Source organism: Microbulbifer sp. TB1203, assembly GCF_030997045.1.
GTDB lineage: Bacteria > Pseudomonadota > Gammaproteobacteria > Pseudomonadales > Cellvibrionaceae > Microbulbifer.
Window position 1 is genome coordinate 2,167,588 of the sequence record NZ_CP116899.1, and the last position, 15,225, is coordinate 2,182,812.

Annotated in this window: 8 protein-coding genes; all 8 read right to left on the reverse strand. The window is 56.1% G+C overall.

The features are described 5' to 3' along the window. Positions 1–33: 33 nt before the first annotated feature. Entirely contained in the window at positions 34–1,959 is a 1,926-nt protein-coding gene (locus PP263_RS09160) for a hypothetical protein (protein ID WP_308368108.1), read from the reverse strand. Between the two features lie 254 nt (positions 1,960–2,213). Beyond that, positions 2,214–4,019: an endo-1,3-alpha-glucanase family glycosylhydrolase gene (locus tag PP263_RS09165; protein WP_308368109.1), complete on the reverse strand. Its 1,806-nt coding sequence runs from the start codon at positions 4,017–4,019 to the stop codon at positions 2,214–2,216. A 241-nt stretch (positions 4,020–4,260) separates the two neighbouring features. Further along, positions 4,261–5,133 carry a hypothetical protein gene (locus tag PP263_RS09170; protein WP_308368110.1) on the reverse strand — a complete coding sequence of 291 codons (873 nt, stop codon included), beginning with the start codon at positions 5,131–5,133 and terminating at the stop codon, positions 4,261–4,263. 369 nt (positions 5,134–5,502) lie between these two features. Next, positions 5,503–6,594: a hypothetical protein gene (locus PP263_RS09175; protein WP_308368111.1), complete on the reverse strand. Its 1,092-nt coding sequence runs from the start codon at positions 6,592–6,594 to the stop codon at positions 5,503–5,505. Between the two features lie 208 nt (positions 6,595–6,802). After that, positions 6,803–7,768 carry a glycoside hydrolase family 6 protein gene (locus PP263_RS09180; protein WP_308368112.1) on the reverse strand — a complete coding sequence of 322 codons (966 nt, stop codon included), beginning with the start codon at positions 7,766–7,768 and terminating at the stop codon, positions 6,803–6,805. A 690-nt stretch (positions 7,769–8,458) separates the two neighbouring features. Further along, a complete protein-coding gene (locus PP263_RS09185; RefSeq protein ID WP_308368114.1) occupies positions 8,459–11,716 on the reverse strand; it encodes a M36 family metallopeptidase in 3,258 nt (1,085 codons plus the stop codon). A gap of 146 nt (positions 11,717–11,862) precedes the next feature. After that, positions 11,863–12,804, reverse strand: a complete 942-nt coding sequence (locus PP263_RS09190) for a hypothetical protein (RefSeq protein ID WP_308368115.1) — start codon at positions 12,802–12,804, stop codon at positions 11,863–11,865. Between the two features lie 1,503 nt (positions 12,805–14,307). Next, positions 14,308–14,781: a GNAT family N-acetyltransferase gene (locus PP263_RS09195; protein ID WP_308368116.1), complete on the reverse strand. Its 474-nt coding sequence runs from the start codon at positions 14,779–14,781 to the stop codon at positions 14,308–14,310. Positions 14,782–15,225: the final 444 nt, after the last annotated feature.

Consider the following 15,225-nt stretch of genomic DNA (forward strand, 5'->3'; position numbering starts at 1 on the left):
CAAAATCGCGTCCGGACCAGCGGCATTTCTAACTCAGTCGCAATGCTGGTAGGAGCTCACCCAGGAGCGACTACCGATTGACCCGCCCCATTTGACACAGGAACCGGGAGCGCGTTTTTTGACTGGTCCGGCAAAGTAACTGAAGTTGCCGGAATCGGTTGCCTTGGTCCCTCCTTCCACTTGCAGGGAGGCCGACACAGCCGATGGTGTTCCCACATTCGACGCCTTCATCGTCACCACGCAGTTGTAACCAGTGCTCGATTTGTACAGCAGGTAGATGCGCCCACCGGTGAGCGCGTGCGAGTTGATTACAGAGTAACCACTGCCGCAAGCTTCTTCAGGTGTATATGGATTGCTTTCGACTTCGTCATACGGAACGATCCAATCCTGCAGCGTCATGCCATTCAGTACCTTGCCACCGTAGATATATCCGGTTTTGCCGCCGTAGCTGACCTCGTAATAGACGTCGTTATCGGTTCCCTGAATAACAACGGAAATTACAGACAGTATTTCATCTGTGGGCACCAAGCCGATCAAGTTGCCCGCCGGTACATCGCGCAGGTTGATGCCGGAGGACGGGACGACCTGTATCTGGTCGCCGGCCAGGGGAATGAAAACCTCACCCAGTCCACTGTGACTGGCTCTGGTGGTCCAGCTTGCGTGGTCACCGGCCTCGCCGGCGTAGATATATCCGAGCTGTCCATTTTCGCTGATCAGGTAATAGCGATGCTGTGCGTCGATATCGTCGACCACATAATCCAGCACCTGGTAGACCTTGCCCGGTTGGGAGGTAAAACCCAGGGCACTGCCGCCCGGGGTGGCACGCACGTTAATCTCGATTTCCGAAGTTATGGATTGCCCAACCATAGACAGCCCGGTCACAGCACCGGCGAAACAGGCGTGCTTTTCATGCACCGTTTTACCGTAGGCGTCGGTCACACTGGCCGACGGTGACAGGGCACCGCCAGTGGATGCACCGTACTGAATATCCAGGCACAGCATATCCACCGCTTCGGCAACGCACTCGAACGCATTATTTTCAAAACGGCAGGCCTCGCCGGAGGCCAGGTTGATTTGCCGCCCGGGCCAGTTGGCCGGATCGTCGGCGTCCACGGGCTCCACCGCGGCACAGTCGGCATTTCCCTCCATAAAACAGGGAATATCCAGTGTCGTTTCGTGGTCCCTGTTGCCGATATAGTTCAACCAGGTCCGGCTATCGTATTTGTCGGCATAGCCGATATCGTTCCGCGCCCAGGGATCGTTGGGATTGGTCCAGCGGCAGATCTTGCTGGCGCCGCCGTTATACACCGAGTAGGCGCTGCGCGCGCGATTCCGCCAGTTGCTGGGGCTACTTACGCAGGATGCGTTGGCAGCGTCTTCCCAGGCATCGTAGAACAGCTCCATACCATAGATGATATTCTCGAAAATATGCCACCCCTTGCCCTCTTCCAGCTTGGGAAAATGCCAGCGGTCATCGATCTGCACCATACCGTGGCCGTGGCCGGAATCGCCCCGGACCATTTTTATATTGTCGTCGGTAGCCTCGCGGTAGTGGGTCCAGAAGGTCTCCTGGTGGGCCTTGGCAAAATTGGCCCGCTGCCAGGCGGCAACCTCGGCCCCGCTGGCGGAGGGCTTGCGGGCCAGCAGGTAGTATTCCACCGAGTCCCGCAGCATTGCGTGGACTTCCAGCATATAGCGCTGCCTTTCCGTGGAGCGGGTGACATTGTCGTCGAAAATTACGGGAACGAACTGGTCGATCACATAGGCGGGATCGCCCCAGGGATCGACGTCACAGGCGGCGGGCACGCGGCCAAAGTTCCACTCACCTCCGACCCGGTTGTTACACAGGTAGTAGTCGGGTGTGTCAGCGGGCGCTGCCAGGCTGAAGGGACAATACAGCCCCAACAGACAGAACAGCAATGCCGCCACTCGGTTAATGCTCTTTATCATTCTATCCATGATTTCGCTCTTTTTATCTGGTTTATACTAATGGGACAATAAGTATCGAGACATGCGAAATTCCATTTTTCAGGCCACAAATCTGCGTTTAAACCGTAATCATGTCCGGCTACTTTGTTTCTTATTAGTAAGACTGCTCAATTGTTGAAATAACGGGAAAACTGATCCGCTGTCGGTTTCACGAAACCCCTCTACACAGAAGTAGCTGGTCCAATCGCAACCAAAATCGCGCCCGGCCCGGCGACACTGCTAACTCATTCACAATACTGGTAGGGGCTCTCCCAGGAACTACCACCGATTGACCCGCCCCATTTGACGCAGGTACCGTCCGCGTGCTTCTCGACCGGTCCAGCGTAGTAACTGAAACTGCCGGGATCGGTTGCCTTGGTCTCTCCTTGCACTTGCAGGGAAGCCGACATAGCCGATGGTGTTCCCACATTCGACGCTTTCATCGTCACCACACATTTGTAGCCGTTGCTCGATTTGTGCAGAAGATAAATGCGCCCACCGGTAAGCGCCTGCGAGTTGATTACCGAGTAACCACTGCCACAAGCTTCTTCGGGTGTATAGGGGTTGCCTCCACTTGCGTCGCTATTTTTGGTGGCCCAGTACAACAGGTCCTGGGAGACGAAGTCGTCAGTGACTTCCCACGGCGAGGACACCGCCACGGTTTCGGTGCCGTCGCGCGTCACCACCGCGCTGTGGAACCCGTAATCGAGTTCGAAAAGTTCGGCGTGCACACCGGCCGGTGCGGGGTAGCCGTACGGGCTGCCGCCGATCGACACATCCACGGCCGCGCCGTCGGTCAGGAAGGTCAGCACCTCCACGGTGTCGCGCGGCGTGCCGCCATTGCGGCGGACCGTCTGGAATTTCGTCTGCGGTCCCGACGTCGGCAGCGCGTGGGCGAACTGCTTGCGGTGGGTCAGGTAGATAGTGTCGCGCTGGATTTCGGGCGGCTGTCCGGTCTTGAACCAGGTGAGGTAATAGGAGGCCAGATCCAGCCAGACGCCGTCGTTGGCCACCGACGGGGAGACTTGGTGATTCTCCGAATAGTCGTTCCAGGTCATCAACTGCACCCAGTCGGCGCCGCCGGAGATGGCCGCCTCCCAGCCTGCGCGGAAGTTTTCGGTGTTGTTGGCCTCGTAGAAATTGCCTTGGTTGGGCCGCGTGTCCTGAGGAGCCAGGGTCGGCATGAAAACCAGACCGGCATCGTGCGCCCTGGCGATCTCGGACGGAATACTCGCCTGGCCCGCGGGCGCGCCGTGGCTGCCCTCCGACATGCCGTAACTGATGGACTTGTAGGCGTCGAAGTTGGTCAGGCCGTTGTGCTTGACGTCGTGGAGATTGAGGAACATCGGCACGAACGCGACCTCCTCACCATGCTCGTCGGCCATGATGGACATGAACTCCGACCACCACTGCGGACTGCGGTTGGAGGCCTTGAACGGGGCCACCACCAACCTGCCATCGTCCAACCGGTATACCGCGTCGTATTCGGCCAACTCGGCGACGGCAGCGGCCAGTCCGGCGGCGTCGGTGCGCCGGATCGTCCCCGCGTTCATGTCGGGCATGAGCATGATGCCGAACCCGTCGTCCACCATGGGCGCGGCGGTGAGCAGATCGTTCATCGCCCGCCAGTGGTAACTGGACCGGTCGATGCTCAGCATGTCCAGGGTGAAGCCGTCGAGTCCGGCCCGATGGGCGCGCGTCACCTCGGTGACTTTATCGGTCAGCTCCCAGTTGCCCGACAGCGGCTCGCGCGGCAATGGTCGATCCCGGAGAAACCCGCCGTAGGCCGCGTGGATGCCGCCCTCGCCTTCCGGGTTCAGGTAGTTGCGGGTGTAGTAGTCGGATTCCGCCGGCCGATTGTCGATCGAGATGCGGAACTGCGTGAAGTAGTGGGCGAAGACTTTCCGGTCCGATGCCTGCAGCACCTCGGCCGACGGCAGATCGAAGGGCAGCACCTCCTCGTCGGACTCACCTGAGCCCACTGCCGCGCTGGTAGCCAGTGCCAGGATGGCTCCAATGGTCAATGTCGTTTTCCATGAACGCAATCGCATACACATTTCCTCTTGAACACAGGTTGGGAGGGTTTGACGTATTCGTTGGCGTACTTGCCACAAGATGCGTGGTGGGCTATGCAGTAAATTCTGTAACCGATCACTTCGCCAGAGGCCCAGGGCCGCGTTGAAAAAACTTGGATTAACGCGGCTGGTCCTGCGCTTTTTCGTCTTGCCCTGGAGCCTGTGGCTGTGTCTTTTTGTTACCTAATTTACCGCATGGCCGACTAGTGCGATCGACTTAACGTCGGGACTGCTCCCACCAAGTGAAGCTGCTCCGATATCTCGACGGCGTGTTATCACCAGCGTGACTGCGCAGTCCATTCTTGCCGAAGTAGTAGTCATGTACCTGCGCTTGCGCAGTCCTGGACATGTCTGTGTCTGCTACCGCAACCGCGTGAATATGGTAGGCGAAGCCCTGGGATGGTGTGCGTAGCCAGGCTGCGAATCCGACGTCGCGCAGAGCCTTGACTGTCTGCCAGCGCTGGGTGGTAGACAATCCACTCACACTGATGTCAACGACTCCGCCTCCATCGTGTGTGCCGGCGGAACCGGGATTTGACGAGGTATAGGAACCTTGGGTGAGAACCAAACTCCAGGAAATCTTGGCATCGGCCGCAGCCAGCATCCGCTTGGTGCGGGTATTGACGCGCTTGCCGCCGTAGGTTTCCCAACGGGATCCAGTATTGATCACGTGGGTTACTGTATAACGGCCGCTGCCGAGCTGCCTCAAGGAGGTTGGCCCGGGCAATCCGTTTGCATCGAGGCCTGAATAACCCAGATTTCTTTGCCATTGGGCGTAGGCCGAGATCGTTGACGATCCGAAGTGCCCGTCAACATAGCGCGAGCTCAGCAGCCCCTTAGCGCTCAAGGCCCGTTCCACACTCTCAACGTGCGCTCCGGCTCCGGGTGTGATTCCGGTGCCGGACTTTGGCGGATCGACCATGGCGGCTACAACTAGTCGTTCCATATTGACGGTGGTTTGAGCTGAAGCTGCTGGCGGTATCAATACCGATAGCACCGTGACGGCACCTGTAACCATAAGAGCAAGGGCGCGTAACAAAAGCTGACGGCAAGTGAGAAACGTTGACTTATCTGAGGAATGCTTTGACATGACAGTGTATCCTTCCTTAGGAATATTTTATACCACATGAATGACAACTAACGAATATTTTATTATCGTGATTATCTTTCAGGCACTTGTCAAGCTTTGGGACTACAGATCCCGGCAGGAAGGACGAAGATGTTAATCAGTTCAAATTCGAGTCTTTGTTACGGGCGGCAATCGTCACCTAGGCACTGGCCCCTGGCGTAGGCGACGATCGAATAGGCGCCGCCGTCGAGGAGCTCGATCTCAAAGAAACTGGGTCTCGACGAAATCGCACTCATATCCGGCCACGAGGTGGCCGGACTCCAAGCCCAGGCGCGGACCCGCAACTGCGTGGAGTTCGCCTAAGCGAGAGCGGATAGCCAAGCACGCGCGTTACTGGTGGGTGGAGAATTCCTGGACCAGTGGCAGGTATTCGGTGGGCTGGCCGCCACCGGCCTGATCGGTGGCCGTCCAGATACAGGGCAGCTCAGACTGGCACTCCGGGCCCCACAAAAGTGCGACCGCGGCCCCGCCATCGCGCATGCCCTCGATGGCGGCACGCAGCAGGCCCACCGTACTGGCCTCGCTGCCGGCCCTCTCCGGAGCGTAGAACTCCGACCACCACACCGGCAGTTCCGTGCGATCGGTAATCCACTGGGTGATAGCCTGGAACTTCTGGTAGGTCTCCACCTCCGTTGGGTGGTATCCATCATTTGTCGATGACCAAGTGTCGACGGTGAAGAACTCGCCGCCGATCGCGTTGGCCAGCCAGTACTCCATGGCGGCCAGGTCACGCTGATCGACCGTTCCCCAAGGCCCTTCCAGGTCTGAGCAGTCGTGCGTACAGTAGGTATAGGTGTTCAGCGACAGGTACGGGCCGCCGAGTTCGGCGTCCGGGCGCACCTCCTTGACCGCCGCAAATACCTTGTTGTACAGCTCGGTGTATCCCTCGTAGTCCCACCGATTGGCCTCGTTGTTCCAGAAGCCCTTGAATTCGTTCCACACCTGGAAGTACCTGACTTGCGGATACCGCTGCGCGGCCTCGGCGGCCAACTGCGCGTAGTCGTCGTAGAACTGCGGTTGGGGAGCCTCGTATTCGTCCGGCCAGTCCTCGCCACCGGGCGTCATCCACCCGGGCGCGCAGCACAGTGTGATCACCGGGGTGCCACCGGTTTCCTCGATGAGTTCGATCCGTTCGTCCAGGCTCTGCCAGTCCCGCTGGTCGGAGTGCTGCTCCGGCCACGGATTTACCGCGCCGAAGCCCATCAGATGCTGGTTTTGCAGTGGACCGACGCTGCTGAGGATCTGCTTGGCATCTGCCACCGCCTCCTCGTCGCCCCACCAGTCGGCACTGTGCCGTTCATGCGTGACTCCGAGCTGGAATTTCGCGGCCACGGTGTCCGACGCGTCGGTCAGACCGCCGGCGAACGCCGGAGGGCTCAGCATGACCGCTAGAGAAAATAAGGAAATAGGTAGAAGTTTCATCAGCTTTAACCTTCTCGATTGGTAACTACCCACCCTATGTAGGAGCGGTCCGGCCGGGAGCGGTCCGGCCGGGAGCGGTCCGGCCGGGAGCGGCTGTTGGCCGCGATCAATCTCGCCGGCAGCCCACCATCGACCGCGGCCAACGGCCGCTCCTACATCGCTTGGATCAATTTGGGGGTGAACCGCTCGGATCCTGTGAGAGTCGGAGCTATTCGTCGTACTCGCCCGTTATGAGGGCCATGGCCAGCTTTTCGCTGAACTGTCCAGCGGGGATGCCCTCGCCGTAGTTGCAGCTGCCGTCGGAGTCACCGGGGACCTTCAGCCACAGCACCGCGTCGGCCGGCCCTTCGGGGGTATACCTGGAGTGCTCGCCCAGCCTGGCGCCCCTGGGGTTGCACCAGCTGTTCTCGCTGGTGTCGGTTTTGCCGGCGCCGTTGCGGCTGGTGTCGACCACATAGCCGGCCCTGGTGCCGAGGAAGTGGTTGATGGTCCCGGCCCGGTCGTAGGACTTGTAGGTCTCGTAGTGGTTGGAGACGTTGAGGGCGAAGCCTTCGATCTTCTCCACGCCGGCCTCCTGGAGGGCGGCGGCAATGGAGGACGCATCGCCGGGCCATTCGGCGTTGCCCGCGTCAAGGTAGACCTGGGCATTGGTTGTCTTGGTAGCCAGGGAGTTCACCGCGTAGGCCAGCAGTTCCTGACGGGCGGGCTTGTCGATGTTGCTGCACACCAGGTATTGGGTGAGGGCGTCGGGTTCGAGGACAACGAGAGCCTTGCGGTCGCCGATAGCCGAGGCGAAGTCGTCGATCCAGGCCTTATAGGATTGCTTCGAACTCGCGCCACCATTGGATTCGCCGCCGCAGTCGCGCTGGTACATGTTGTAGGCCACCAGGATCGGGATCTGTCCGACCGCCGCGGCGTCGGAGACATACTCTCCGACCGGCTGCACATCCCACGGCTGGTCGTGCTGGGTGCCGTACCACTTGCCGCCGGCCCGTTCGGCAATATGGGTCCTGATGGTCTCGGCGTTGGCGCTGCCGCCGTTCAACCCCACCCACTTGTAGGCGTTGGAGCCGGGGTCGGTGTAGAACTCATTGACCGCCTGTGAGGTATCGTTTGAATAAGTTTTTCCTGCGAATACGCTAAGGAAAATTAACAATAGAATAGAAATTTTCATTTATTCACCTGTGTGCGTAACACCCAGTTTTGGGCGGACTTGGAGCTGCGAAGTAGGGAAAGACCGCCCCAGCCCCGAAGGGGCGACAACCGCCGTTTTGTTAGTGCGTCTTATGCACGCCCAACAAATTTCGAAAGCGGTTCTCCAGATACCTGTAACCATAAGGGCACGCGGCAGAATCTGACGGCGAGTGAGAAGCGTTGGCTCGTCGGAGGAATGTGTTGACATGATAAGGTATCCTTTCCTTGGAATATTTTATACTTCATACTCCATTAAAATAGAATATTTTATTATCGTGATTGTCTTTCAGTCGCTTGTCAAGTTTTGGGACTATGAATCTTGGCAGGAAGGGCGAAGGTGTTAATCAGTTCAAATTTCGAGTCAACGGCGTCCGGTCACCGGGATCCATTGGCATGGCGTGTAACTGCCTCTCAGGCTTTCTTTCGGTGAATCTGAAGTCCGGACAGAGGAAGAGTTTCTGGATTGGATGGCGCTCCCGCACCATGCCTCAGCTGTCGCTGCTCTAGCTACGATGCTGTGAGTTAAGACTCAGCACCTCCTGTAGAAGCCTGCTTGCAGGCGAACAGGAACGGAGCTCCGTAGTTGTTCGCCTGCGAGCAGGCTCCTACAAAAGTGGCCTGCCCGGGTCAATGGCGCGAAAATGGCGGCAATCGCTGTTCCTGCATCGGGTTACCACCAGGGGTTGTGACCGTCATTCGGGTGAGGCATCACCGCCAGCAGCGGCCGATTGTCGATGCCCCGGAATTCGATGCCGCCGATGGCCCAGCCGGTTTCAGTCGCGTCATGCGGCGTGGCCATGTAATAAAGATTCGCCTGGAAGCGGATCAGCACGGTCTGACCGGCATACGCCCGACCCAGATTCAGATTGGTTCTTGTCATCGCCGGATAGTCCGGCGATTCATCAGTGAACTCCATATTGGCGGCATCGGGAATGTACCAGGATTCGCCGCCGTCGGTACTGATCTCCACGAAGCCGTTGCCCCGCACTTCGTAGCGGGGGTCCCGGAAGTCCCAGGCATGCTTGAGCAGGATTTCGAAATCCCGGTTGGCGCTGACTTTCAGCGGCGGTGAGACGAGGTAACCCCGGAAGCCGGCATTGCGGCTCATGGCCCGGTACACCGGGGTCCCGTCGAGTTCACCGCGTTCCCATTTGACGTCGGCCAACAGAGACCCGTATCCCCCAGGTTCGCGTGCCGTCTCCCAGGCGGCAAAGGTTTCCTCGAAATAGAGTTCATCGGACCTGCTGTTACGCTTTATGTCGTAGTTGACAAATGTCCGGTCCCTGAAGATGTTTTGCGGATAGGTCGGCCCTGAATAGTGGCTGATCATGATACGTATCTCATGCGCTTCATGGACACCCGCCTTGTTTATGGTGCCGGCAATCGGCAGTGCGAAGTGTGCACGCTGGCCCGGCTGCATGGCGGGGAAGTCGAACGGTCCCTGGGTGAGGAAGCGGCCGTCGTCGAATTCGAGTTGCACGTAAAATTTTGCATCCTCCACTTTCCGGAATCCGGTATTTCGAGCTGTCATTTTCACCAGCGGCAGCTCGCCGTTATCCCAGATGCCGTCGCCGTCCCTGCCATACCCCCGATCGGTAACCTGGATGTTCGTGACAGTCAGCGCAACTTCGCCCTGATGAAAGCTTTCCTGCACGCCGGCATTGTCGGACGCGTCGCGCGCAGGTGCCCGTGCGCCAGCGCCCATGCCGCGACGGGCGAACGCCCGCTGCACAATCCTGTAATCACTCAAGTCCGAGGCCCGCACCACGGCCAGCAATGCGTCCCGCGCCTCCAGGAAGGTCGGGTTTTCGGGGGTGGCTTTCATACCGGCCACCAGGTACTCGGCCATGCGGCGGCGTTTTTCCGCGAAGGACAGATCCCTGCGCTGCTCCAGCAAATCGTGGTACGCCTCCCAAAGGGTGACGGCCCAGACTTCACCGGCGCTGTGATACTCGGCATTGAACAGCGAACGTCCCTTCCAGTCGAAGAAAGGCAGCCCGGCCGGCAGGGCTACGCCGTGCTCGATGTGACGGAAAGTCAGCGGGTTGCGGGTCATGTCGACGGACAGTGGATACCGCCGGATGCCGTAGTAGTAACTGTCCTCGGGCGCGCCGACGCCGTCATAATAGTCGAGCTCGTAATCCCGGTTGTAATAGACACCGACCGCGTAGGTGCCGTCCCAAGCTTTGGCGCCGGCCGGTAGTCCGTCCGACGCTTCAACGGTCAGGAAGTGACCGATGAAATCCGACCAGCCTTCATTCAGGCCGGCGCCCTGGATGTTGTCCATATAGATGCCGGCAGCGACCAAGCGGCGCACCATGTAATGCGTCCATTCGTGACCGATGACGGCCAGATCGAAGGATGCACCGCGGCGCGAGGTGCTGTAGCGGTTAAGACCGAGCCGCATATTCGGCGAAACACCGTCCTCCGGCGTGTAAATGAAAGTACTGTAATATCCCGCGTGAACCAACATCGGATCGCCGTCCAGTCCGCCGCGGCCGAAATTATCCGCCTGGGCATTGCCGGCGGCCTCATCGAAACCGGCGTCGTAGAACAGGTCGTGCAGCCAGTTGTTGACGTAAAAGGCGTGCACGATCTTGGCATTGAGCTGCGGGCTGTCCGTCGGGACGGGATCAACCGGCGCGGGATCGGGATCGAGCGGATCCTGGAAATAGTCGTCCGGTGCATGCGCTACGTTATAGACGTAGTCGAATACGCCGGGCGCAGTCACCTTCGCGCGGAAATCGCCGTCCTGGGGCCGGTAATCGGGACCGTCCTGCGGCGAATCGTAATCGCCTAGCGTACCTTCCGGCGTAATCAGCGAATTGAAGAAGGCATCCACATTGTTGCCCACCGTCTCGGTCGCGCCGTCCGGCAGCCAGGGGTCGTTGTGCCGGTTCGACAACTCGGAGACTTCCACCAGCGACTGAAGTGCCGGCGCCGCCGGCTTGTAACCAGTGGGCATGCCGCTCGGATGGGGAAGGATACGGCCATAGGGATCGTCGTATGGATAGCCGTCCGTATCGCCGTAAATGCGATAACGGAAGGGTTCATAGTGGTGAATGTTATTAATCTTCCCCAGGATCGCGCCGTCGGCATCAACGTAATAGGTGGCGGCAACAGGCCGTCCGTCGGCATCGACCATCGGTGGTATGTCGATGCGGAAGGCGTCCACCAGCCGGCCCTTGTCGGACCAAATAACGCTGCGCGCTTCGATCGGGCGTGAAGAGGTGTTCTTCATCATCGCCGGCGCGCGCCACTGCTGCGCTCGGTCTGTCTTCCCGTGCGGCTGCTGGCGCCCGCCGGTTATGTCGGCAATCAGCGCCGGGATCATATCCTCCGGCGATTTGACGTAGGCGGAATTCGCCAACTGTAGTCCCGCATCTTCCGACTCCGGGGTCTCCGCCATATGATCGAAGCCGCCGGTCACCGCCGTAACGCCGCCCGCGCGGTTCATCACGATATTGAAATGCTGGCCGATCACCGGTGAACCGTTAAAGATCCGCTGTATCCGCAGGATGATCGGCCCATGCCCCGTGTCGTGTGCCAGCGACAGTTTCCAGTCGCTCGGCGCGCCGGAGAGATCGAGTCCGGTGTTTTGCAGAAGCTGCGCCAGACCGGGAGCGTCGGCCAGCCTGGAATCCCGATTCGGATGAATCAGCGGCAGGGGCGCCCCGTTGTCGTCGAACAGCAACAACGTACGGCCGGCGAAATCCGGCTCGGTCCATTGCCCGCTGTTGGAAGGAGGGTCAGCCGGAATACTGCTGGGGCCCACCCCTGGACCGGCATTGCAGGGCACTATGCCTTTCCCCGTACAGCCGATTGGCTCTATCACCAATTTGGATGGGTCGACGGTTATGAAATCGGCTGAAAGGCCGGGCAAAGATATAGAAAGAAGTGCCAGTGACAGGCAAACGATATGACGCATCAAAACTTCCCTTGATTGATCCTCCCGCCAAGTGCCGCATGCCTTTACCGCGACGAAGCGAGGTAAAATGAAGCCGCTCAGTTTACTACAAGGGGCAGCGGAATTTAACTTACTACAATTATTTGTTTCCCATTTCGTTTCAACGATTAAATATCGTAGGTGATCCCAAAAGTTGTCCTTTCCTCCAAGAGATCGTTCTGGTCAGATCTTATGTACTGAGATCTTATACTAAATTTTTCATTTAGTTTGAAAGTAACTGTTGCCCCGTAAGACCAAAAACTCTCTTCGAAGTCTATGAGATTACCAGAAGAGTCTGTAACTCCAGGAAATAAATTCACTCCGTCATCAATATCTTGTGACAAGTAGGTGGCATCTAACTTTACAGCTACTTCACCAATAAATCCTTCGAGCGCAGCATCCTGTACTTTGAATAACCAAGTATTTGCGATTTCAACATATGAGCCCCAATAATGCTTAATTTCTAACTCATCTTCAGAGTTAATCTGCCGCAAACCTAAGTAACGCATACCTGCAGTTGCACTGATAGCACAATTCCCTTCAGAGGGGTCATCGAACTTGCAAAATCTACCTATTCTATAACGTCCAGCATATTTTAAATTGAAGTTAAACCTGCCTTGCTCTGAATTTATAAGTTTATTGGCATTGACATCTTTATTATCGACACTGTCCGAAACTTCCGACATATAAATGGTCAACGGGAAAGCCAAGTCCTCACCTAAAACTAAATTCCCCCTGTAGGGCGTAATTTTAATTTGTTGATCACCACCACTACTTGGTAAAATCGTAAAATCCTTAAACCATCCTTCCGTGGTCGTTGTATATAAAATTCCGCCGCAAAACCATTGCCTTAACAGTGAACAGTCGTTCGCTCTAGTTCCATCAACGGCAGCCCCACCACTTGTCAAAAGCACACTTTTCAGGTTCCCCTCAAGTTGAGGCTGATCCAATATAGTACGCCCAGCTCCATCTTCTCCATTCACATAAGCTATATTTGACGAGTTTTCTAACAGTGCTGATCCAAATGAGCTTGATGAAAAAAATAAGATTAGAATCCACAAATATTTCATTAGATTTTCCTTATCCCCTCAAGAAATGAGATGCAGTTCACGTTGATTTTGAGAAATGATTCTAACCGATAAATGGCTGACACAGAATAGCTAAAAGTCTCCAGTCGCTTCAATATAACCTTATTTATCGACCTGACATTCATGTAAATATAGGAAAAAGAACATTCCGAACCCAATATGTGCAATCCGGGCAGTGGTAGTATCAAAAATAGAAGAGAGCTCTATACATTGGCTAGAAACGGCTTCACAACTACTGCCAGTGACAGGCAAATGATATGACGCATCAAAACTCCCTTTGATTGGTCACCCTGTTTAGTGCCGCGTGCTTTATTTAACCGCGACGAAGAGGGACTAAATGAAGCCGTACGGTTTTACTACAAGAACAATAGCTCCAGGAACCAGTTTGAAAAAAGGTTTTGCTTAAGGAACCCCTGCATAAACAGGGTCAGATCAACATTCTGACATGATATCCACCCAAATGAATTAACGTCATACAACCGCTGCTGACCCGATTTTATATACGCGCGGCTACGGAATGGAGGCGCAGCCGCAATGTGGTGGACGTCGCCGTTCCGGGTAGGAGCCGCCCTCTCGGGCGACGCCCCCCACAGATCCGGACTTGACCTTTAAGTCATCCGGTTCTTCAGCACGTTCCCTGTTAGAAGATGTTTGTGTCCTGCAGCAACGCCCATCGCTCATTGTGCTCCAAGCTGCGCGACAAACGTTCTGTTCGCCTATATGACCATTTACAGTGACAGGATTTGCGAGCTCAACGTCTCTCTCCTGGTTCCATGATCAAGCCATCTTCTCCGGTCTTCACTTCCCTACAGTGGGTCCCACGGACAAAAGGTTCCCCACCTACTAACGGTACTATTGTCGACTAAGACTTCCGACCTCGCTTCTTGGGTTTCTTCACTCTCGCTATCGGCCCCCAATACCTGGTGTCTCTCCGCTGTTTGTTCGTATTTCCGGTTTGGACTCTCCGCGACGTGCAGCAGATCATTTCGCGAAGCCCGGTGTATTTATTTACCGGTCCACCATTGCCGGTTATCTGAGCCAGGACTCAATCGGACCCCGGAAGCCCGTACGCCCCGAGTGCCCGAGCTACCCCTGTAAGCGCATGCCATGTTCTCAGACCCCAGCGGTGTCGCAGCAACTTGCCATGGCGTTACTGAGACTGCTGCTTTCCGGTACACAGGCAAACCGTTAGCTTTCCCATCTATCAATGGTTATCCAAATGACCGCCACTCTACAATATTTCGGGGCTCAATAAATGGCCTACACTCTCGCTCCACCCTTGCTCCGCACACCTTGTTACCAAGATCGCACCCGGGCTTCACTACTGACCTGCTGGCTAGGCTTTGGTCGTGGTGGGACTGAGGTCCAGGCGTGAGCCCTGACCTGCACCCACTGGGTAATATTAGCCAATTTCCGAATTTATAAAAATTCGCCCCAAGACTTCGGATTTATCTCGGCACGAGCCTGGCTTGGTTATGTTTTGAATCAACTCTCCAGGTTCAACTTCATTTCTAGCAGAGAACCTCGAAAGCCAAACTTCTCATATGCTCGAACAGCGGAATTATTCTCCGCATATACGTCAAGATAAAAGTAGGTGACTCCTCGTTGTTGGCCCCAACTGACCAGATCTTCCAAGATGACCCTGTTTAACCCGAGCCCTCTGTACTCCTCTGCCACATACATAAAACCTAAATATCCATGGTTGTCGTGGTCCAAGGCAGGCTTTGAGTGGCGGACCTGAACGTACCCTGTAGCGATAATGTCACCAGAAACTTCTCCAACGACCAACCTACTATGACGATCAGAAATCAGTTTTTCGATGTCGTAGTAGTAGGCGTCTTTTTCTTTCAGAGACGCATTATACGGACGCTCAGCGTCAATCACTTTCTGTTCCAATGCCGCGAGAGAATGATAGTCGTCAACTCTTGCTTCCCGCACAATCAATCCATCTAAACTCATCAATACTCCATTCTCGGTATCTCGTCGCAAACATAACATTTATATCGTAGTCTCACAGACTGACATCTCCCGCCTCATATCTCAACTGGGACAAACTGCCCAAGAATGCACCGTAAGCCAGAAAACATCAAGCATACAGCCAGTTCACCATACTCGGTTGCCACCATAAAAATGATCACCGAGACTCATATCCCCAACTCACTTTCAGATTGTAAACTTATGATTTAATTAGCTTTTTACACATCAACCACTACCGTCAAATATATCGGCCTCACGATCAGTTTTCCTGCCCACTGACCACAACACCCGGCAATCATCAGAGCATCTAGAACAAGGTTTCACTTATTAATTGGTACTTTGGTACATCACATCAGGTGACACGGCAGGGAACTCTGGATAATGCATTTTGGTATTCCAGTGTTCCTCCGATTTCGAAGGTGGTGG